General features: G+C 63.6%; 20 protein-coding genes, 2 tRNA genes and 1 other RNA gene. 10 read left to right on the forward strand and 13 right to left on the reverse strand.

Features of this window, described 5'->3' with window-relative positions; genetic code table 11:
• Window positions 1–340: 340 nt before the first annotated feature.
• The 3 genes from BQ8794_RS16285 to rnpB all read right to left on the reverse strand — a co-directional run bounded on the left by BQ8794_RS16285 (window position 341) and on the right by rnpB (window position 925).
• Window positions 341–425 (reverse strand) — tRNA-Leu (locus BQ8794_RS16285).
• 63 nt (window positions 426–488) lie between these two features.
• Window positions 489–565, reverse strand: a tRNA-Pro gene (locus BQ8794_RS16290).
• Window positions 566–624: 59 nt separating this feature from the next.
• Window positions 625–925, reverse strand: an RNA gene (rnpB, locus tag BQ8794_RS16295) — RNase P RNA component class A.
• A 284-nt stretch (window positions 926–1,209) separates the two neighbouring features.
• On the opposite strand from rnpB, the gene BQ8794_RS16300 reads away from it, so the two are divergent.
• The 3 genes from BQ8794_RS16300 to BQ8794_RS16310 all read left to right on the forward strand — a co-directional run bounded on the left by BQ8794_RS16300 (window position 1,210) and on the right by BQ8794_RS16310 (window position 6,217).
• On the forward strand, window positions 1,210–1,638 hold the full coding sequence (locus BQ8794_RS16300; protein ID WP_077379328.1) for a CBS domain-containing protein: 429 nt from the start codon (window positions 1,210–1,212) through the stop codon (window positions 1,636–1,638).
• A gap of 293 nt (window positions 1,639–1,931) precedes the next feature.
• Window positions 1,932–3,086 carry an efflux RND transporter periplasmic adaptor subunit gene (locus BQ8794_RS16305; protein ID WP_077379329.1) on the forward strand — a complete coding sequence of 385 codons (1,155 nt, stop codon included), beginning with the start codon at window positions 1,932–1,934 and terminating at the stop codon, window positions 3,084–3,086.
• Complete coding sequence (locus BQ8794_RS16310; RefSeq protein ID WP_077379331.1) at window positions 3,086–6,217, forward strand: efflux RND transporter permease subunit; 3,132 nt, start codon at window positions 3,086–3,088, stop codon at window positions 6,215–6,217. Before BQ8794_RS16305 ends, BQ8794_RS16310 begins: the two co-directional genes overlap by 1 nt.
• A 1-nt stretch (window position 6,218) precedes the next feature.
• Here BQ8794_RS16310 and BQ8794_RS16315 read toward each other — a convergent pair whose 3' ends face one another.
• Window positions 6,219–6,410, reverse strand: a complete 192-nt coding sequence (locus BQ8794_RS16315; protein ID WP_077379333.1) for a DUF2283 domain-containing protein — start codon at window positions 6,408–6,410, stop codon at window positions 6,219–6,221.
• Window positions 6,407–6,670 carry a DUF4258 domain-containing protein gene (locus BQ8794_RS16320; RefSeq protein WP_077379335.1) on the reverse strand — a complete coding sequence of 88 codons (264 nt, stop codon included), beginning with the start codon at window positions 6,668–6,670 and terminating at the stop codon, window positions 6,407–6,409. The genes BQ8794_RS16315 and BQ8794_RS16320 overlap by 4 nt, the downstream gene beginning before the upstream one ends.
• 189 nt (window positions 6,671–6,859) lie before the next feature.
• Between BQ8794_RS16320 and BQ8794_RS16325 the strand changes: the two genes are divergently transcribed.
• Window positions 6,860–7,675, forward strand: a complete 816-nt coding sequence (locus BQ8794_RS16325) for an SDR family oxidoreductase (RefSeq protein WP_077379337.1) — start codon at window positions 6,860–6,862, stop codon at window positions 7,673–7,675.
• Between the two features lie 26 nt (window positions 7,676–7,701).
• Window positions 7,702–8,196, forward strand: a complete 495-nt coding sequence (locus tag BQ8794_RS16330) for a MaoC family dehydratase (RefSeq protein ID WP_029348059.1) — start codon at window positions 7,702–7,704, stop codon at window positions 8,194–8,196.
• A gap of 5 nt (window positions 8,197–8,201) precedes the next feature.
• Here the strand turns inward: BQ8794_RS16330 and BQ8794_RS16335 are convergent, their stop codons facing one another.
• A complete protein-coding gene (locus tag BQ8794_RS16335; protein ID WP_077379339.1) occupies window positions 8,202–8,897 on the reverse strand; it encodes a hypothetical protein in 696 nt (231 codons plus the stop codon).
• Window positions 8,898–9,126: 229 nt separating this feature from the next.
• On the opposite strand from BQ8794_RS16335, the gene BQ8794_RS16340 reads away from it, so the two are divergent.
• Both BQ8794_RS16340 and BQ8794_RS16345 read left to right on the forward strand, forming a co-directional pair.
• Window positions 9,127–9,771, forward strand: coding sequence for a TetR/AcrR family transcriptional regulator (locus BQ8794_RS16340; RefSeq protein ID WP_077379341.1), 645 nt, complete (start codon window positions 9,127–9,129; stop codon window positions 9,769–9,771).
• 258 nt (window positions 9,772–10,029) lie between these two features.
• Window positions 10,030–10,275: a DUF680 domain-containing protein gene (locus tag BQ8794_RS16345; RefSeq protein ID WP_077379343.1), complete on the forward strand. Its 246-nt coding sequence runs from the start codon at window positions 10,030–10,032 to the stop codon at window positions 10,273–10,275.
• Between the two features lie 85 nt (window positions 10,276–10,360).
• Here the strand turns inward: BQ8794_RS16345 and BQ8794_RS16350 are convergent, their stop codons facing one another.
• The 5 genes from BQ8794_RS16350 to BQ8794_RS16370 all read right to left on the reverse strand — a co-directional run bounded on the left by BQ8794_RS16350 (window position 10,361) and on the right by BQ8794_RS16370 (window position 15,860).
• Window positions 10,361–10,591, reverse strand: a complete 231-nt coding sequence (locus BQ8794_RS16350; protein WP_077379509.1) for a hypothetical protein — start codon at window positions 10,589–10,591, stop codon at window positions 10,361–10,363.
• A 51-nt stretch (window positions 10,592–10,642) separates the two neighbouring features.
• Complete coding sequence (locus tag BQ8794_RS16355; RefSeq protein ID WP_077379345.1) at window positions 10,643–11,224, reverse strand: sarcosine oxidase subunit gamma; 582 nt, start codon at window positions 11,222–11,224, stop codon at window positions 10,643–10,645.
• The gene (locus tag BQ8794_RS16360; RefSeq protein ID WP_077379347.1) at window positions 11,217–14,225 is read right to left on the reverse strand and encodes a sarcosine oxidase subunit alpha; all 3,009 of its coding nucleotides are present in this window, start codon (window positions 14,223–14,225) and stop codon (window positions 11,217–11,219) included. Before BQ8794_RS16360 ends, BQ8794_RS16355 begins: the two co-directional genes overlap by 8 nt.
• Window positions 14,222–14,518, reverse strand: coding sequence for a sarcosine oxidase subunit delta (locus tag BQ8794_RS16365; RefSeq protein ID WP_023797525.1), 297 nt, complete (start codon window positions 14,516–14,518; stop codon window positions 14,222–14,224). Before BQ8794_RS16365 ends, BQ8794_RS16360 begins: the two co-directional genes overlap by 4 nt.
• 88 nt (window positions 14,519–14,606) lie before the next feature.
• The gene (locus tag BQ8794_RS16370; RefSeq protein ID WP_077379511.1) at window positions 14,607–15,860 is read right to left on the reverse strand and encodes a sarcosine oxidase subunit beta; all 1,254 of its coding nucleotides are present in this window, start codon (window positions 15,858–15,860) and stop codon (window positions 14,607–14,609) included.
• Window positions 15,861–16,121: 261 nt separating this feature from the next.
• On the opposite strand from BQ8794_RS16370, the gene BQ8794_RS16375 reads away from it, so the two are divergent.
• Window positions 16,122–16,880: an SDR family oxidoreductase gene (locus tag BQ8794_RS16375; RefSeq protein WP_077379513.1), complete on the forward strand. Its 759-nt coding sequence runs from the start codon at window positions 16,122–16,124 to the stop codon at window positions 16,878–16,880.
• A gap of 82 nt (window positions 16,881–16,962) precedes the next feature.
• A complete protein-coding gene (locus BQ8794_RS16380; RefSeq protein WP_077379349.1) occupies window positions 16,963–17,349 on the forward strand; it encodes an SET domain-containing protein in 387 nt (128 codons plus the stop codon).
• A gap of 61 nt (window positions 17,350–17,410) precedes the next feature.
• Here the strand turns inward: BQ8794_RS16380 and BQ8794_RS16385 are convergent, their stop codons facing one another.
• Together BQ8794_RS16385 and BQ8794_RS16390 are read right to left on the reverse strand one after the other, a co-directional pair.
• Window positions 17,411–17,854, reverse strand: coding sequence for a DUF6766 family protein (locus BQ8794_RS16385; protein ID WP_077379351.1), 444 nt, complete (start codon window positions 17,852–17,854; stop codon window positions 17,411–17,413).
• Entirely contained in the window at window positions 17,841–18,350 is a 510-nt protein-coding gene (locus tag BQ8794_RS16390; RefSeq protein WP_077379353.1) for a YciE/YciF ferroxidase family protein, read from the reverse strand. The genes BQ8794_RS16385 and BQ8794_RS16390 overlap by 14 nt, the downstream gene beginning before the upstream one ends.
• Window positions 18,351–18,753: 403 nt before the next feature.
• Between BQ8794_RS16390 and rpsU the strand changes: the two genes are divergently transcribed.
• Window positions 18,754–19,026 carry a 30S ribosomal protein S21 gene (gene rpsU, locus BQ8794_RS16395; RefSeq protein ID WP_023675331.1) on the forward strand — a complete coding sequence of 91 codons (273 nt, stop codon included), beginning with the start codon at window positions 18,754–18,756 and terminating at the stop codon, window positions 19,024–19,026.
• Window positions 19,027–19,056 lie beyond the last annotated feature (30 nt).

Raw genomic sequence — 19,056 nt, forward strand, 5'->3', positions numbered from 1 at the left:
CAGAGGGCAGATCTAGAAGCGAACCGCTTCGTCGCCAGCGGCGCACCGCCCTCGTTGGAGAGGCGTATATGGGAAGCATCGGTTTCGTGTCAAGCACCTTTTGGTGAAAGAACCTGCTAATTCCATCGCCGGCTTGGCATCGTGCTGCGTTCCCCAGGTTTTCAGCCAGATCGAGCCATGCTGGCTGCAGGGATGGGATTACGACAGCAATGCTCGTTTTCGGTTATCCGCATGTCCCTGGCGGAGGGGGAGGGATTTGAACCCCCGAGGCCCTTGCAGGCCTACCCGCTTTCGAGGCGGGCGCATTCAACCGGGCTCTGCCACCTCTCAATATTCGATTTGGTACGGACGGCGAGATTCGAACTCGCAACGGGAATGCCCGCCGGGTTTAAGCCGGCTGCGTCTACCGATTCCGCCACGTCCGCCCGCCACGTCCGCAAGTGCTTTTCCAGCTTTGCGCCGCGTTCTCAAAGATCGCGAATGCCCGATGGTCGGAGTGGCAGGATTCGAACCTGCGGCCCCCTCGTCCCAAACGAGGTGCGCTACCAGGCTGCGCTACACTCCGGCTCTCCGAGCCTATAGCCCGAGCCGTACGCGTCTGCCGGTTCTCGCCACGATATGCTTGAGACCAGCCCCCCTGTAAGCCGGGTTCTGTCGAGGGCTGCCATTCCACTTGGACGCCTGTCGCCAGGCGCCTCCTTGCCCACCACCACGGCCCTCCCCGACACAGGTCACAGGGCACTTCTGCGGTTGCTTCCCCCACCCTGTCGCCCGTTTCACCCGTCCCGATTGGGACGGCTTGTCTCTGTTGCCGTGGCTCGCCTTGCGGCGGGCAGGCATTGCCTGTTGGGGTGCGTCGGCGAAGCCCGGACTTTCCTCGCTCCACGACGTCAGTCGCTTAGTACGCGGCAGCCCGGAGATCTGGTTTCTGGATCCGAAGGTTCTCGCCGCACAGGGCCAGGAGTTAACCGATCCCCATGCGGCTGAACCGTCTCCGGTCCTGCCAGTCTATATGGGAACAAAACGGGAAGCTTCAAGGATCGCGCCTGGAACCATCGGCCCGGCTGTTAGTTCCTTCAGCGAGGAACGGGACCGCGGGCGATTGTCGCAGCGCGACAGGCCTGAGACTCTCAACAAGTCTTCTAGACCAATATCGCTCGATGACGGCCGGCGCCGGTTCCGTTCTGCGCGCGAACAGGGAGATTCACCATGAAAGTCGCTGAGATAATGACCCCCAACGTCCATCTCGCCAGTCCTGGCGAGTCGTTGCAGAAAATCGCGAAACGCATGGCGGTTGACGATGTCGGGTTCCTGCCAGTCGGAGAAAACGACCGACTCGTTGGAACGATCACCGACCGTGACATCGTCGTGCGTGCGCTCGCCGAGGGCAAGGACGGCAATGCGACGGTCCGCGACGTGATGACCAAGGATGTCAAATACTGCTTCGAGGACGAAGATATCGAGCACGTCGCCCAGAACATGGGTGACATCCAGGTCAGGCGGTTGCCTGTCCTCAATCGCGACAAGCGCCTGGTGGGCGTGGTCTCGCTCGCGGACGCGGCGCTGAAGGAAGATCCGGCAACCGCCGGAATCGCGATGTCCGGCGTCGTCGTACCCGGCGGCGCACACGCGACGTAAAAAAATCTCCGCGGGCACGCAGACGGGATCCGATGGACGACCTGCCGAGCGGCGCCGTCGGCGTGGCCTCGAGGCGGCGATCGAAACGGCCAGCGCATCGTGGCCGCCCGCGTCGATCGGCCAGTGAGCCCAGCCGAGGCCCTTATCAACGTTACGCCGATTTAATGTGCAAGCGAGCGGGAGAATTGCCATAAAGCTTTGATATCGACGGGCCATCCCCTGTGTCGGAGGGTGCCGTCGCGACTACTTCACCTTGGGAACCGTAGGCGGTATATTTGCCAACCGGAGCGCCGATGGCCACCTGGAAACAGATCGTTTTTGCACTTGTGATCCTCGTCGCGGCTGCGGCCGCCTGGGTTCGCTTTTTTCCAGGCGCGCCGGATGTGCTGGCCCGCTGGGGCATCGACTGGGCTTATGCCGCAACGCCACCAACGGGCACCGTCGATAACGCCGGGCAAGCAGGCAGCCGCAACGCCGCCGGCCAGCGGCTGACCATCGTTGCATTGCCGGCGTCCGCCGCCATCATCAACGATCGCCTGCAGGCGATCGGCACCGGCCGCGCCAACGCCTCGGTGACGGTCAATCCCTACAGTTCCGGCCGCCTCGTAGAATTCCTGGTCGAGTCCGGCGCGCATGTCGAAAAGGGGCAGGTGATCGCCACCCTCGATTCCGACACCGAGGTGATCGCACAGGACCGCGCCAAGGTTGCTTTGCAGGACGCGCAGGCCAGGCTCGTCCGGGTCAAATCGCTGCGGGCTTCCAACGCTGCGACAGCCGTCGCCGTTGCCGATGCCGAAGTGGTGCTGGCCAATGCCAAGCTGGCGCTTCGCGATGCGGAACTGGCCTTGCAGCGCCGCTCGATCGTCGCACCGATCGCCGGTGTCGTCGGCATCCTGCCGATATCAGCCGGCAACTATGTGACCAGCCAGTCGGCGGTTGCCACCCTCGACGACCGCTCCAGCATACTGGTCGAATTCTGGGTGCCGGAGCGCTTCGCCGCCGCCGTCAAGATCGGCGCGCAATTGTCGGCGACGCCGATTGCCAATCCCAACAAAGCCTATACCGGTACGGTTTCCGCTATCGACAACCACATCGATGAAGCCAGCCGTACCCTCCTGGTCAAGGCAAAGATCGCCAACCCGGCCGATTCGCTGCGTGCCGGCATGTCCTTCCAGATCTCCATGAAATTCCCCGGCGACAGCTATCCGGCGGTCAGTCCGCTGGCGATCCAGTGGGGTTCGGACGGCGCCTATATCTGGGCCATTGTGGACGGCAAGGCCAAGCGGGTGGCCGTGCGCATCATCCAGCGCAACACCGAGACCGTGCTGATCGACGCCCCGATCGTCAGCGGCGACATGGTGGTGACCGAAGGCACCCAGAGCGTCAGCGAAGGCGGCGAGGTCCGCATCGCCGGCGAAGAACAGCGCGCCGCGGACGCCGACGGCTGATGACCGCAACCAACAACGCCGCCGGCGACACAGGCTTCACTGCGCTGTTCATCCGCAGGCCGGTGATGGCCTTCGTGCTGAACACATTGATCGCGGTTGCCGGCCTTGCCGCCTTCTACGGCGTCGAGATCCGCGAACTGCCGGATGTCGACCGCCCCGTCATCACCGTTAACACGACCTTTGAAGGCGCCGCATCCGAAACCGTCGACCGCGAACTGACCGACGTGATCGAGGGCGCGGTCGGCCGCGTCTCCGGCGTAAAGTCGATCTCGTCCACCTCGTCCTTCGGCACGAGCCGCGTCACCATCGAATTCAACGACGGGGTCAACCTCGACGTCGCCGCCTCCGATGTGCGCGACGCCGTTGGCCGCGTCGTCGACCAGATGCCTGACACGGCGGATGCGCCGCGCATAGTCAAGGCCGACGCCAATTCCGAGCCGGTGATGCGGCTGGCTGTCACCTCCGACACCATGTCGGTGCAGGACATGACGGTGCTGGTCCAGGACCAGATCGAGGACGAGCTTGCCGCCGTGCCCGGCGTTGCCGACGTCCAGGTCTATGGCGACCGCGACAAGATCTTCCGCATCGATGTCGACCAGAACAAACTTGCCAGCCTGGGCTTCACCGTTGCCGACCTGAGGACAGCGCTGGCTTCGGTCGCTTTCGATTCGCCGGCCGGTTCGATCACCACGACCAACCAGGACCTGATCGTGCGTCCGACGGCGGACGTGACCACGCCGGAGGAGTTCGAAAACATCATCATCGGCGGCACGACCCGCATCCGCGACGTCGCCACCGTCACGCTCGGCCCCGACATCGGCCAGACCACATTGCGTTCGAACGGCAAGACCGGCATCGGTCTCGGCATCATCCGCCAGGCGGAATCGAACACGCTGGATATTTCGACCGGCGTCAGGGCCGCGGTCGCCGCGCTGCAGGCGGATCTACCTCAGGGCATGTCGATCAAGGTCACCAGCGACGATGCGGTCTTCGTTAACGGCGCGGTGCATGAGGTCGAGATCGCACTCGGCCTGTCCGTCTCAATCGTGCTGATCGTCATCTACGTGTTTCTCCTCGACTGGCGCGCGACGCTCATTCCGGGGCTTGCGATGCCGGTCGCCATGATCGGGACGATCGCCGCCATCTATCTCGCCGGCTTCTCGGTCAACATATTGACGCTGCTCGCCCTGGTGCTGGCGACGGGCCTGGTCGTCGATGACGCCATCGTCGTTCTGGAAAATATCGTGCGACGACGCAACGAAGGCATGGGGCCACGCGCCGCGGCCGTGCTTGGCGCCCAGGAAGTGTTCTTCGCCGTCATCGCCACGACGCTGACGCTGGTCGCCGTGTTCGTGCCGATCTCCTTCCTGCCCGGCCAGACCGGCGGCCTGTTTCGCGAATTCGGCTTCGTTCTCGCAATATCGGTGCTTCTGTCCGCCGTCGTGGCGCTGACCCTTTGTCCGATGCTTGCCTCGCGCATGCTGTCGGTCGCGCCGCTTCATCACGAAGGCGGCAGCGGCATCGGCGCCCGCATCGGCGGCGCGCTGAACAGGCTCTACCGGCGCTGCCTGCGCACCTGCCTCGATGCGCCGTGGATCGTGCTCCTGGTCGCGCTGCTGTTTGCAGCCACCGCCTTCACGCTGTTCGGCACGATTCGCCAGGAACTGACGCCGACCGAGGATCGTGCCGTCGTGCTCATGCGCGTCGACGCGCCGCAAGGCGTCAGCCTCGACTACACGACGCAGCAGATGCAGAAGATCGAAAAACTGATCCAGCCGCTGCGCGATTCCGGCGAAATCCGCAATACGTTCGAGAGCGCCGGCCGGAACGGCGCCTACAATGCCGGCTTCATGGTGATGACGCTGGCGCCATGGGACGAGCGCGACCGCAGCCAGCAGCAGATCATGGCCGACATCAGCCGGCTCACCCGGCAGGTGCCGAGCGTGCGCGTCTTTCCGATGCAGCCCAACAGCCTCGGTATTCGCGGCGCCGGCAACGGCCTGCAGTTCGCGCTGGTCGGCAACAACCGCGCGGCGCTCGGCAACGCTGCGGTGAAGATCATCGCGGAAATGCAGAAGGACCCCGGCTTCCAGTCGCCGCGGCTCTCCGTCGACCCGACGCAGCCCCAGCTTTCCGTCGCCATCGACCGCGAGCGCGCTTCCGACCTCGGCATCGACATCACCAGGCTGGCCGATTCCTTCCAGGCCATGCTCGACGGCAATGATGTCGTCGACGTCTATATCGCCGATCGCAGCTACGGCGTGAAGCTCGTCTCGACGACCAACCCGATCAACGATCCGACCGATTTGGAGAACATCTTCCTGAAGACGGCCGACGGCCGCTTCGTGCCGATGTCGACCATCGCCACTTTGACCGAGCGCGCCGTACCGCCCTCGCTGACCCGCGAGCAGCAGCAGCCGTCGGTGGCGATCACCTCCAACCTCAGCGGCGATTTCGCGCTCGGCCAGGCGCTCACCCGCGCCGAGGCAATCGCCACGCCGCTTCTGCCGCCGGGCAGCCGCATCGTCCCCTTGGCCGAGGCGGCGACGCTGGGCGAGACCAACAGCGCCATGATCACCATCTTCGGTTTCTCGCTGGTCATCATCCTTTTGGTGCTCGCCGCTCAGTTCGAGAGCTTCGTCAGCGCGGTCATCATCATGGCGACGGTGCCGCTCGGCCTCGCCTGCGCGATCTTTGCCCTTTTGCTCAGCGGCACCAGCCTCAACGCCTACAGCCAGATCGGCCTGGTGCTGCTGGTCGGCGTCATGGCCAAGAACGGCATTCTGATCGTCGAGTTCGCCAATCAGTTGCGCGACCGCGGGCTCGGCGTGCGCGAGGCGATCGAGCAGGCCTCCACCATCCGGCTGCGGCCGGTGATGATGACGATGATCTGCACCGTGCTCGGCGGCGTGCCGCTGGTGCTGGCGAGCGGCGCCGGCGCCGAGGCACGCATCGCGCTCGGCTGGGTGATCGTCGGCGGCCTGGGTCTGGCCACCGTCTCGACGCTGTTCCTGACGCCGGTCGCCTATCTCCTGCTCGGCCGCTTCGTCACGCCGAAGGTGGAAGAGGCGTCGCGGCTGAAGCGCGAGCTCGAACAAGCCGCCTACACCAATGTCGAGCCGGCTGAGTAGGTCAGGCCGCCTTTAGGATCGCGGCGGGAAGGTGTTCTCGGGCATCCAGCACCTCCATCCCGACGATGTGACCTTCAGCATCATAGTCGAGGACTATGCCTGCGGAGACTTCCTCGCTTTCCTGGATCGCCTCCGAGGAGAAACGGATGTAGGCAGCATTGGCTTCCGGGTCGTATTCGAGTTTAAGCGTCATCTCGGCCTTCTCGCCCCGCGATCGAAATAGACAGACGGTATACGGATTTCCTCAGGCGTTGCCACACAGACGACACGCAGGATGCGGCCGCCATTTTCGGGCACCTGCTTGTACAGACGTATCACCGAGGTGTCTTTCACATCGGCCGCTTGCCAATCCGGTTCCCACACAGCACGTTCGATCCAGCGTTTGTCGAGAGACCGTTGACGAATGACGGTCTCGGCATGGTTGGTATACAGCAGTGGGCGTTTCGCAATCATTCAGCAGCTACATCCCGATGCACACTGTGCCGCCGATCCTGGCCAAGTCGGCCAGCACGCGCTCCATCGCCTCGGCTTTGGCACTTTACCCGCGGCACGGATGAACGTAGTTCGGATTGCCTTGTCAACGCGAGCCTTTTGCCGGGAGCGCAAAGCAAGAGCGCGGAAGAATTGCCCAGAGGAATTGCGATGAGCTATCTGGACGAGCTGTTTTCGGTGGCCGGCAAGACCGCGCTGGTCACCGGGGCTGCGACCGGCATCGGTCGCATGGCGGCGACCGCTTTGGTCAGGGCCGGCGCCACCGTGATGATCGCCTCGCGCAAGGGCGAGGATTGTATCAGGGTTGCCGGCGAACTGAACGGCCTCGGCGGCTCCGGCCGGGCCGAGGGCTTTGCCGGCGATGTCTCCAGCGAGGCTGGCATCGCGGCGCTGGTCGACGAGGTCAAGGCGCGGACCGAGCGGCTGAACATCCTGGTCAACAATGCCGGCGTCTCCTGGGGCGCGCCGCTGGAAAGTTTTCCCTACCATGCCTGGGCCAAGGTGTTCGGCGTCAACGTCAGTGCGGTCTTCCACCTGACGCGCGAGCTTCTGCCGCTGCTCGAGGCCGCCGCCAGCGATGCCGATCCGGCCAGGGTGATCAATCTGGGTTCGGTGATGGGCACGCAGCCGCTGGCCGACGACGCCTACTCTTACTCTGCCTCGAAGGCTGCTGTTCACCATCTGACGCGCATCTTGGCGATCGAGTTCGCCGCCCGCCGCATCACCGTCAATGCGTTCGCCCCCGGCCCCTTCCAGAGCCGGATGACCGCTTTCGCCACCGCGAGCGAGGAACAGGCAAGACAAGTCGGCGGCCATGTTCCGCTTCGTCGCATCGGCGCGCCGGATGACATTGCCGGCGCGACGCTCTATTTGTGCAGCCGTGCCGGCAGCTATGTCACCGGCGCCATCCTGCCGATCGATGGCGGGCAGTCGGTGCAGCATGGGCTGACACTGTTCAAGGAATGAAGCCGCTCGCGCTCCGGACGGTTGAAATGGAGGACATCAGCGTGGAACCGATCAGTCTCGATGTGCTTCTGGCCAGCGTCGGCAAAGAGGTCGGCGTCTCGCCGTGGCGGGTCGTCTCACAGCGAATGATCGACCAGTTCGCCGATGCCACCGACGATCACCAGTTCATCCATTGCGATCCGGAGCGCGCCAAGCGCGAGACGCCGTTCGGCGGCACCATCGCGCATGGCTTCCTGTCGCTTTCGCTTTTATCGGCGATGACCTTCGAGACCATGCCGCCGCTCGAAAACAGCAAGATGGGCGTCAATCATGGCTTCGATTCGCTGCGCTTCCTGGCGCCGGTGAAGACCGGCGCGCGCATCCGAACCCGTTTCGTGCTGGCCGACGTCAAGGTCCGGCCGTCGGGCTGGGTTCAGACGGCGCATGACGTGACGATCGAGATCGAGGGCTCGAAAAAGCCGGCATTGACCGCGCGCTGGCTGACATTGACATTGATCGAACGCCAGCCAGAGGCGGCCTGAACGGCTCAACGAGCCTCGGCAGAGATGAACTTCATGTGCCGGCCGACCTGCAGGGCGATGTAGACGACCAGTGAGCAACCGATCGGGGACACGATCTCGTTGAGGCCGGTTGTGATCGCCTGCGGCAATGCAAGGGCAGCGTCGTTCGCTGCCGCCGTCTCAATCGTCAGCACCGTAATCCCGCCGCCGAACACCGCGCCTATCAAGGCGCCTGCCAGCGCGAAATGGAGCGGACGGGGTTTTTCCTTCGACGCCAGCGAGGCCAGTATCCAGCCGAGCAGGCCGTATTCGATGGCCCGCAGCACGCCCAGAGTGGTGAGCGAGAGGATTGCCGGGTTTGCAGCCGCATCGAGCGCGCTCACCATGAACTTTTGCGACCCTTTGGCGATGCCCATGGCCAGTGGCGCCGAGATCGCACTGATCAGGCCGCCGAGCGAGGCTCGCACCTTGGCAATCGCCGAGCCGAGGCTGACGCCGGCGCAGACGAAGAACGCCCACGTCACGCCTTGCGCCAATTCGATCAGGACCTGGGTGGTGGCCGGATGGGAACCTGCTGCAAATCTGCCAGCCAGAATAAGGGCCTCCATGGCGAAGCCGAGTCCGATCGCCAACCATGCAACCATGACGACGCGCCTGAGTGCGAGCCTGGCGCCGTGAGAAAGTGGATCCGCGTCTAGCGCACTGGACGAAAGCTCGGTCATGGTCCGGCCCTTAGAAATTTCTTTGCAGAGCCGCCAGCTAACCTCTGGTTGTAACAGTCCGATGTTGCGTCGTTTCTGCCCGGGTAACACTTGTGATCGATGTTCGGGCGAAATGGCTCAGAGGCGGTATGGCCAATCGGAATGCTGCGAAGCCGATTTTGACATCGCCTTGTCCGATTCCGTACAGCATATATAATTTAGCCAGCCGCTAACAGAAGGCAGGCGAAAATTGCCGCTCAGCGTCCAGACACGCCGCGAGAAACAAAAGGCCGAACTGCGCTCCGAACTTGTCGCTGCGGCGCACAAGCTCGTGCAGGAGGAAGGCTATGAAGGCCTCACCATCCGCAAGCTGGCCAAGCGCGTCGGCTATGCGCCAATGTCGGTCTATTCCTATTTCGCCGACAAGCAGGACATCTTGTTCGCGCTTGCCGCGGATGCGTTCGAGACCCTGGCCAAGCGTATCGAAGATCACCCGGCCGACGATCCGATTGAGGCACTGCAAGTGGTGATGACCGAATATGCGGCCTTCGGCCTTGGCAACCCCAACGAGTATCGCACTGTGTTCATGACCGAAAAGGTCAAGCCCCCGGAAGGCAGGACCTTCGCCGAGATGCAAGAGGGCAATCCGTTGATGAAAGTGCTGATCAATAGGGTCGAGGCCTGCGTTACCGCCGGCAAGCTCAAGGGCGATCCGCGGGCCATCGCCACCATGCTGTGGGCGGTCGGCCACGGCACGATCTCGCTGCTGATTACCTTTCCCTTCTATCCGTTCGGCGACCAGCAGGCGTTCGTGAAGCGGATGTGCGACTTCACGCTTGCCGCTCTGGCCACGCAGGACGTGCCGCCGCTGACCGAGACGCCGGTCAACTGCTGAAGGGTTTTTGTTCGGTTTTTGTTCGGTTTCGGATAGCTGACAGGTAAGCGAAGCAGGGCGAAGGCCTGGGGAATCAATCTGTGCGTGTAGGGTCCTGGTGGCTTGGATCGCGATCCGGCGGGCTACCACCACGCTCGCCTGTCAAAAGATTTCGTACATGTACAATTTCCGACTTGAACTTCATATTCGCCGGCCGTATATGTACGTTATGTCGTACATGTACAAAAAGATTTCAGCCATCCAGCCCGGAGACAGACAATGAAAAAGACAATCCTCGCCGTCGCGGCAGTGCTTGCTTTCTCGGGCGCTGCCTTCGCCGACCAGAGTCAACTCGGCAAACAGGCGCCGGCCGCGGCCTGCGCCGACACCAGCATCGAGCTCGATTACGGCGCGACCGGATCGGTCGAGAAGGCAGACGCGGCCACCCATAAGGACTCAACGGAAAGCAAGGGCCCGCGGCTCGGCATCGACATCGATCCCTGGATCGTGCCCAGCACGTTCTGAGGTTCGAAAACAAAAGGGCGGGAGGAAATTCTGACCGCCCGTTTCGTAGCCATTTCAGCCCGGCTCCGCTGGAGCCTGACGGAAGTTATTTCCTGCGCTTCTTCATTCCGGCCACGATCTTGGCCTTGCCGGGCCTCGCGGGAGCGCCGGAAATCGACGTCCCGGTGATCGACACCGGATCGCTGGCCGGAAACGTGTCCTCGAGCCCTTCCTCGAGCTCCTCTTCAATGTTCGGTTCTTCGTGCTGCTCGTGTTCGAAAGAGCGCACGGCCGATGTCTTCTGGACCGGTGGATTCGGCACGGATTTCGACGGCATGGACATCTCCCTCGACTTGCTCCGGCAAACGGTCGAGCGCAGCGAATGTTCCTATGCCGCTGCGTCGCGGGCCGCCTCCGAAAGGAAAAGAAAGACATAATCGGAAAAAGAACGCCAGCATTCGACCCGGAACGCGTCGGACGCGGTGCGCAACAGCACGATCTCGACCTTGCCCAGAATCGTGCGTGACGCCGCGCCCACAGGAAAGGCATCGAGCGACAGATCCTGCGGACAGCCTGAATTGATCGTCGCCGCCGCCGCCGGGCCGGTGACCGATATGGCGACGTTGCGATGCGAGATGCCGACCGCAGAATGCAGCACTGTCACCTCGGCGCAGTCGGCGAGCGGGTCTCTTCCCACCTCATCGATGACCAGCCATTCGTCTGGCCCAAGCCACAACGCCGTGCGCCCGGCCCTCGCGGCCGAAGTTTTGGGCTTTCGCGGCAGGGTCACGCCGAGCGCCTTCGACAGCGCCGCGACCGAGGCGTCCGGCGCGCGCAGCGAAATGCGCTCCGCCGGTGGCAACACAGCAAGTGCGACGCCGGTTGCGGAAAGCTCCTGACCGATGAGAGCCGGCCGGCGTTCGACCGACGGCGCAGCGGCTGCAGATTTCTTCGCGGCAGCCTTAGCCATTGAGGCGCTCCCCCTTCTCGTCGAAGAACACCATGCCGGTGACCTCCACCTCGATCGTCCCGTTGGGCATCGGCACGTAAAGCGTCTCACCGATCCGGTCGCGGCCGCCGGCAACCAGGGCCAGTGCGATCGAGCGGCCGCAATTTTCCGACCAGTAGCTCGAGGTGACATGGCCGATCATGGCCATCGGGATCGCCTGCTTCGGATCGCCGACGATCTGTGCGCCTTCTTCCAGCACCACTTTCGGGTCTTTGGTCTTCAGGCCGACCAGCTGCTTGCGGCCCTTGGCGACAAGGTCCGGCCGCGCCATGCCGCGAATGCCGACGAAGTCGGTCTTCTTCTTGCCGACCGCCCAGTCGAGCCCGGCATCACCAGGCGTCACCGTGCCGTCGGTGTCCTGGCCGACGATGATGTAACCCTTTTCGGCGCGCAGCACGTGCATCGCCTCGGTCCCGTAGGCGCCGGCGCCATGCTTCTGGCCCTCGGCCCACAGCGCTTCCCAGACGGCCTGGCCGTAATCGGCCGGCACGTTGACCTCGAAGCCGCGCTCGCCGGTGAACGACATGCGGAACAGCCTTGTCGGCACCCCGCAGATCCTGCCTTCGCGCACCGACATATGCGGCAGCGCCCCGTCCGACATGTCGATGCCCTCGACCAGCGGCGCGATGATGTCCCGCGACTTCGGCCCCTGCACGGCGATCACCGCCCACTGCTCGGTGGTCGAGGTCAGCCAGACGTTGAGATGCGGGAACTCGGTCTGGAGGTAATCCTCCATATGGTTCATGACGCGCGGCGCACCGCCCGTCGTCGTCGTCACATGGAAGCGGTCGGATGCAAGCCTGCCAACGACACCGTCGTCATAGATGAAACCATCCTCGCGCAGCATGATGCCATAGCGGCAACGGCCGGGCTCCAGTTTCTCCCACGGATTTGTATAGAGCAGTTCCATGAACTTCGCCGCATCCGGCCCGACCACCTCGATCTTGCCCAGCGTCGAGGCGTCGAACAGGCCGGCCGTCTTGCGCACCGTGACACACTCGCGATCGACGGCGGCGTGCATGTCCTCGCCTGCTTTGGGAAAATACCAGGCGCGCTTCCATTGGCCGACATCCTCGAACACAGCGCCTTGAGCAGCGGACCACGGATGGATCGCCGTCTTGCGGGTCGGGTCGAAGAGCGGACCCCGCGCGTGCCCGACGATCGAACCGAAGGTCACCGGCGTGTAAGGCGCCCGGAACGTCGTCAGGCCGACTTGCGGGATCGGCTTGCCCAGCGTCTCGGCGGCGATGGCCAGACCGTGCATATTCGAGGTCTTGCCCTGGTCGGTCGCCATGCCGTTGGTGGTGAAGCGCTTGACGTGCTCGATCGAGCGCATGCCTTCATGCACCGCCTGGCGGATGTCCTTGGCGGTGACGTCGTTCTGGAAATCGACGAAGGCTTTTACCGTCGTGTCCGGCCCGGCTCCGGGCGCCGCACCCAGCATGCCGCGCGACCAGCTCTCGCTGGCGTCGACCTTCGGCTTGGTCCCCTTGACGGTGTTGGCCCCGGCATTCTTGACGCTGGCATCTTTCGCCGCCTTGGCGCCCGCCGCATAGGCTTCATCGATCGTCGCCGACAGCCCGTCCGTACCGTTGCAGGCGCCGACCGACACGCAATCCTGCGCGTAGGTGCCGGGCACGAAACGCTTGGTCTCATCGTTGAAGGCAACCTTGCCGCGTGATTGCGAGAACAGATGCACCGACGGTGTCCAGCCGGCCGACATCAGAATGGCGTCGACCGGGATGGTGCGCTCGCCGCCGCCATTCTTCGGCTGCACGGTCATCGACGAGACGCGCAATTTGCCGCCGGCGCGGATCACCGCGCGGCCGAAATTGACCTCGATGCCGAGCGCCCTCGCCTCGTCGATCACCGATCCCGTCGGGTTGTCGCGCAGGTCGACTATCGCCGCCACGCCGACACCGGCTTTCTTCAGGTCGATCGCCGCCGCATAGGCAGAATCATTGGCGGTATAGACGCCGACATTCCTGCCGACCGCGACGCCATGATGGTTGAGGTAGGTGCGCGCCGCCGACGCCAGCATGATGCCAGGCCGGTCGTTGTCGGCAAACACCATGTGCCGCTCAATGGCACCGGTCGCCAGCACGACGCGTTTGGCGCGAACCTGCCACAGCCGCTCGCGCGGCAGCTCGCGGCCGGGGTTCTGCAGATGGTCGCTGACGCGCTCGACCAGCCCGACGAAATTCTGCGCGTAATAGCCGAAGGCCGTGGTGCGCGACAGCACGCGGACATTGTCCATAGCCTTGAGCGTCGCGACTGCACCTTGCGCCCAGGCAAAACCATCCTGGCCGTCGATCCTGGCGCCACTCTCGAAACGCAGGCTGCCGCCGAAATCGGCCTGCTCGTCGGCAAGGATGACGCGCACGCCGGTTTCGGCCGCGGCAAGTGCGGCGGCGATGCCGGCAGCACCGCCGCCCAGCACCAGCACATCGCAATGGGCAAAGCGCGCCGAATAATGATCGGGGTCCGGCTGGTCGGGGGCGACGCCGAGGCCTGCCGCAGCCCTGATCCTGGGCTCGTAAAAGTTTTTCCAGGCGGACTTCGGCCACATGAAGGTCTTGTAGTAAAAGCCGGCCGAAAGCAGCGGCGAGGCGATGTCGCCGAGCGCGCTGACGTCGAAGGCGAGCGACGGCCAGCGGTTCTGCGACTGTGCCGTCAGCCCGTCATAGAGCTCCTGCACGGTGGCGCGAACATTGGGTGTCCTCCTGGCGGAGTCGCGCTTGATCTCAACCAGTGCGTTGGGCTCTTCCGCCCCGGCGGACAGGAAGCCGCGCGGCCGGTGGTATTTGAACGAACGGCCGACCAGATGCACGCCGTTGGCGAGCAGCGCCGAGGCCAGCGTTTCGCCCTCGACGCCGGCATAGGACTGGCCGTCGAAGCTGAACCGCGCGGTCTCTGCCTGCTTGAGGCGCCCGGCGCCGGGAATGCGGAACGTCGCGATCATTCGGAGGCTCCCGGCAGCTTCGCCGGCTTCGGCTCGCCGGCCTTGTAGGTCATCAGGAATCTGTCGCTGACGGTGTCACGCACGGCATTGAAGAACCGCGCGCAGCCATGCATGTGCCGCCAGCGCTCATAGATGATGCCTTTGGGATTCGAGCGGATGAAGAAGAACTTTTCGAAGTCGTCATCGCTTGTCGCGGCCATATCCGCCGAACGTGCAATATGCGCCTCGCCGGCGTTGCGGAATTCGAGTTCCGGACGCTCTTCTTCGCAATAGGGGCAGCGGATGAGAAGCATGGTTGTTCCTACAATTCGCCGTGGCCGACGCAGGCGCCGGCCGGTTGATCGCAAAGCCTCTGGCCCAACATCACAAAGCGGGCCATCATCAGTGCGCCACCGCTGCCGCCGCCGCCTCGTCGATCAGCCGACCGGTGCGGAAGCGTTCGATGGTGAAGGGCGCGTTGATCGGATGCGGATCGTCCCTGGCGATGGTGTGGGCAAAGACATGGCCCGAGCCCGGCGTCGCCTTGAAGCCGCCCGTGCCCCAGCCGCAATTGACATAGAGGCCGGGCACCGGCGTCTTGGCCAGGATCGGCGAGCGGTCGGGCGTCACGTCGACGATGCCGCCCCACGAGCGCAGCATCTTCATGCGCGTGAACATCGGGAACATCTCGCAGATGGCGTCGAGCGTGTGCTGGAGGATGTGCAGGCCGCCGGTCTGCGAATAGGAGATATATTGGTCGGTGCCGGCGCCGATGACCAGCTCGCCCTTGTCGGACTGCGAGATATAGGCGTGCACCGTATTCGACATCACCACGCAGGGGAATACCGGCTTGACCGGCTCCGACACCAGCGCCTGCAGCGGATAGCTTTCCAGCGGCATGCGCACGCCGGCCATATTCATGATGACGGACGAATGGCCGGCGGCAACGACGCCGACCTTCCTGGCGCCGATGAAGCCGCGCGTCGTCTCGACGCCGGTGACCGCACCGTTCGGCGCCCGCTTGACCCCGGTGACCTCGCAATTCTGGATGATGTGGACGCCGCGCGCCGAGGCGCCGCGCGCATAGCCCCAGGCAACGGCATCGTGGCGCGCCGTGCCGCCGCGACGCTGCAGGGTCGCGCCCATCACCGGATAGCGCGCATCGCGCGAAATGTTGAGCGGCGGGCAGAATTCCTTGGCGGCTTCCGGCGTCAGCCATTCATTGTCGATGCCGTTCAGACGATTGGCATGGACGTGGCGTTTCAAGACCTGGATGTCGTGCACATTGTGGGCCAGCATCATGACGCCGCGCGGCGAATACATGACGTTGTAGTTGAGTTCCTGGCTGAGCCCGTCCCACAACTTAAGCGCGTGGTCGTAGATGCCGGCGCTCTCGTCATAGAGATAGTTGGAGCGGATGATGGTGGTGTTGCGGCCGGTATTGCCGCCGCCGAGCCAGCCCTTTTCCAGCACCGCGACATTGGTGATGCCGTGCACCGTGGCGAGATAATAGGCGGTGGCCAGGCCATGGCCGCCGGCGCCGACGATGATGACGTCGTAGTCCTTCTTCGGCTCTGGCGAGGACCACTGCTCCTCCCAGCCCTTGTGGCTGCGCATGGCCTCGCGGGCGATGGCGAATACCGAGTATTTCTTCAACGTTCCAGCCTCGCAGATGGCGGCCGGACATCCAATCGAGCCCCGGCGCGCGAGGTGTATCACTAGCGAAACCGCGCTGCCAGCCTTGCGCTGTTTGCGACGGCGCTTGCCGTTTTGCGCCACGGACAAAAAGACCTGTCGAAGCAACGCGCCGAACGACGCATCCGGACGCCATCGCAGGTATCGGGTGGCTCGCTTTGCCTCGATCTGCGACCAAGCATCCGATTGCCGGCAATGCTGGCGCGAAAAAAGGATGCAAAAATGTTCGCACTTACCAACAGGGCCGCCATCATCACCGGCGCCAGCTCCGGCATCGGCCGCGCCACGGCAAAGCTCTTTGCCGAGGCCGGCGCCAAGCTGGTCGTCGCTGCCCGCCGCCAGGCAGAGCTGGACGCGCTCGTCGCCGAAATCGGGGACGCCGACGGCACCGCCATTGCCCTTGCCGGCGACGTCCGCGACGAGGCCTATGCCAAAGCCCTTGTCGACCTGGCGGTCGAGAAATTCGGCGGGCTGGATATCGCCTTCAACAACGCCGGCTCGGTCGGCAAGATGGGTCCGATTTCGGAACTGTCGCTGGAGGGCTGGCGCGAGACGCTCGATACCAACCTGACCAGCGCCTTTCTCGGCGCGAAATACCAGGTGCCGGCGATGGTCGAACGCGGCGGCGGTTCGCTGATCTTCACCTCTACCTTTGTCGGCCATACCGTCGGCATGCCCGGCATGATCAGCTATGCCGCAAGCAAGGCCGGGTTGATCGGGTTGACGCAGGTGCTTGCCGCCGAATATGGCGCCAAAGGCGTGCGGGTCAACGCGCTGCTGCCGGGCGGCACCGACACGCCTTCGGCAACGTTCAAGACACCTGAATCGCGAGCCTTCGTCGAAAACCTGCATGCCTTGAAGCGCGTTGCCGAGCCTGAGGAGATCGCTCGCTCGGCGCTCTATCTGGCTTCCGACGCATCGAGCTTCACCACCGGAACCGCGCTGTTTGCCGATGGCGGGGTCTCGATCAATCGGACGTGAAGCAATGTCGCAAGAGCGGACTTGCTTTCCAGTGCGATTTGGCGATTTCTTCGGACACTTTGTTCGAAGACGGGCCTAAAACATGCTGCTGATCAGGACCTACATCGCTGCGAGCGCAATCCAGGGCGTCGGCGTGTTCGCCGCCGAGCCGATCAGGAAGGGAGCGTCGATCTGGCGGCTCGATCCGGATTTCGACCGGTTGATCCCGATCGAAAAATATAAGACGGCGCCGCCCCACCTCAGGGAATTGCTCGACAGATATGCCTATCCAAGCCCGGACCGGCCCGGATTCATCGTCTATGAGGTCGACAATGGCCGCTTCATGAACCATTCCGAAAGGCCGAACACGGATTTTTCTCGGTATGGCGGGGCAACCACGGTCCGCGCCATAGCGGCGGGCGAGGAAATAACCTGCGACTACGGCGAGTTCTTCGAGGATTTCGAGCGGCTTCATCTGGCCACGGCATAGAGGAAGCCCGCCGGCCCGAGCCGAAGCACGATCGGCTCCGAGCCACATTTCCAGTCCCAGATCAGTTCCGGTGGGCGTGCGGCTCGTCGGTGCGGCGGCCTTCATACTGCAGGTCCAGCTCGCGAATCGCCTCCTTGCCCTTCTCCGGATCGACAAGCCTGAGAAGCGCGTCGATCTTGGCCTCCATACGGTCGGTACTCTCCTTCGATTGCGGCGATCCGACGAAGAGCAGGAACGCCAGGCCACCGACCTGCCAGAGCAGCTGCAGGAATTCCGACTGCCAGTTCTCGAGCGTGTCGCGGCTCATCTCGATCAGATAGCCGCCGAACTCGGGCGGTTGGCCAAGCGCTCGCTGCTCGTCGAGATAGGCGAACCAGCCGAAAACCCAGTGGCCGACAAGCGAGATGATGAAGAAGCCGAGGGTAATCCAGGCATAGCTGTAAGCCCGCCAGACCGAAGGTCGCTTCACATTGCTCGCCGGCCTGTTGTCGTCATCGCTTGGCATGGTCGCTGTCCGACGCCGAGCGAGCCAGGAACTGCTCCGTAGTCGCGGGCAGCTTGTTTTGCAGCCACTCGGCCATCGCCTCCTCTTCACGCAGATTTTGTTCGCAGGCCCGGGCGATCTCCGTTTCGCCGAGGGACTCGGCGGTTGCAATGAGGACCGTGTAGGATGCGATCTCCATGTGCTCGAAGGTGTAGCTCGCGAGTGAGCCTTTCATCACCTCGTCGCCGGCGAAGACGCCGCTTAGGGACTGCGCCATCGCCAGCAGCTTGCCGCCGGCGTCCTTCAGCGCGGATGTATCTTCGCCCAGTTGTTCCAGGCAGGTTCCGAGGCGCGCGGCGTGTCGCTTCGTCTCATCGAGGTGCAGCCTGATGCGCTCGCTGAGCTCGGGATAACTCTCCAGCCGATTGAGCTGGCCGTTCAGCATGGTTTCGGCCTGCTCCTCCATCGCATGCGCATCCTTGAGCCACTGGACGAGCCATTCACGGGTGCCTGACATCGGTTTTCCCTGTGCTTGTTTCGCCGCAACAACCATTGGGGAACGAGGTTGGTTCCTTCGTCGATAGAGCTGGGCTGAGCGTTCTGCCGGAATGGGGCAGCCAGAATTTATCGGTGACGAAGAAAACGCCAATGATCGCTCATCGGTGCGGAGAGCCGAGCAGGCGAATATGCTATCCGAGGTCGTAATTCCTTGCTTTGTGACGGCAGTTATGCTATCGATTTGTGAATGTTGCTGATTTGCGCCGACGACCCGCCGCCGAGGCGGGTTTTTCGTTTCGGCAGTGGACAGAGCGGCATGATTCTGCTATCAGCCGCCACAATTCGTGGTGTAGACCGCCGCGGAGGCAAGCGACTATGGCCACTTGCCTGTTGTTAACAAAACCCGAAAGACAGGATTGCCCGTGCAGGTACTCGTCCGCGACAACAATGTTGATCAGGCGCTTCGCGCGCTCAAGAAAAAGATGCAGCGCGAAGGCATCTTCCGCGAAATGAAGATGCGCGGACATTATGAGAAGCCTTCCGAGAAGCGCGCCCGCGAAAAGGCGGAAGCCGTTCGCCGCGCCCGCAAGCTGGCCCGCAAGCGCGCTCAGCGCGAAGGTCTGCTGCCGATGACGCCGCGCCCGGTGGCGGCTGGTGCCGCTGGTGCCGGCGCGCCGCGTCCGCCGCGGTTCTGACGTCAATTTTTCGTCCTTTTCGAAGGATAC

The sequence above is a fragment of the Mesorhizobium prunaredense genome, from assembly GCF_900156895.1.
GTDB lineage: Bacteria > Pseudomonadota > Alphaproteobacteria > Rhizobiales > Rhizobiaceae > Mesorhizobium > Mesorhizobium prunaredense.

Excerpts from the sequence above, each read along its gene's own strand:
- BQ8794_RS16300 (WP_077379328.1), top strand. The coding sequence starts at position 1,210 with ATGAAAGTCGCTGAGATAATGACCCCCAACGTCCATCTCGCCAGTCCT.
- BQ8794_RS16305 (WP_077379329.1), top strand. The coding sequence starts at position 1,932 with ATGGCCACCTGGAAACAGATCGTTTTTGCACTTGTGATCCTCGTCGCG.
- BQ8794_RS16310 (WP_077379331.1), top strand. The coding sequence starts at position 3,086 with ATGACCGCAACCAACAACGCCGCCGGCGACACAGGCTTCACTGCGCTG.
- BQ8794_RS16315 (WP_077379333.1), bottom strand. The coding sequence starts at position 6,410 with ATGACGCTTAAACTCGAATACGACCCGGAAGCCAATGCTGCCTACATC.
- BQ8794_RS16320 (WP_077379335.1), bottom strand. The coding sequence starts at position 6,670 with ATGATTGCGAAACGCCCACTGCTGTATACCAACCATGCCGAGACCGTC.
- BQ8794_RS16325 (WP_077379337.1), top strand. The coding sequence starts at position 6,860 with ATGAGCTATCTGGACGAGCTGTTTTCGGTGGCCGGCAAGACCGCGCTG.
- BQ8794_RS16330 (WP_029348059.1), top strand. The coding sequence starts at position 7,702 with ATGGAGGACATCAGCGTGGAACCGATCAGTCTCGATGTGCTTCTGGCC.
- BQ8794_RS16335 (WP_077379339.1), bottom strand. The coding sequence starts at position 8,897 with ATGACCGAGCTTTCGTCCAGTGCGCTAGACGCGGATCCACTTTCTCAC.
- BQ8794_RS16345 (WP_077379343.1), top strand. The coding sequence starts at position 10,030 with ATGAAAAAGACAATCCTCGCCGTCGCGGCAGTGCTTGCTTTCTCGGGC.
- BQ8794_RS16350 (WP_077379509.1), bottom strand. The coding sequence starts at position 10,591 with ATGCCGTCGAAATCCGTGCCGAATCCACCGGTCCAGAAGACATCGGCC.
- BQ8794_RS16355 (WP_077379345.1), bottom strand. The coding sequence starts at position 11,224 with ATGGCTAAGGCTGCCGCGAAGAAATCTGCAGCCGCTGCGCCGTCGGTC.
- BQ8794_RS16360 (WP_077379347.1), bottom strand. The coding sequence starts at position 14,225 with ATGATCGCGACGTTCCGCATTCCCGGCGCCGGGCGCCTCAAGCAGGCA.
- BQ8794_RS16365 (WP_023797525.1), bottom strand. The coding sequence starts at position 14,518 with ATGCTTCTCATCCGCTGCCCCTATTGCGAAGAAGAGCGTCCGGAACTC.
- BQ8794_RS16375 (WP_077379513.1), top strand. The coding sequence starts at position 16,122 with ATGTTCGCACTTACCAACAGGGCCGCCATCATCACCGGCGCCAGCTCC.
- BQ8794_RS16380 (WP_077379349.1), top strand. The coding sequence starts at position 16,963 with ATGCTGCTGATCAGGACCTACATCGCTGCGAGCGCAATCCAGGGCGTC.
- BQ8794_RS16385 (WP_077379351.1), bottom strand. The coding sequence starts at position 17,854 with ATGCCAAGCGATGACGACAACAGGCCGGCGAGCAATGTGAAGCGACCT.
- BQ8794_RS16390 (WP_077379353.1), bottom strand. The coding sequence starts at position 18,350 with ATGTCAGGCACCCGTGAATGGCTCGTCCAGTGGCTCAAGGATGCGCAT.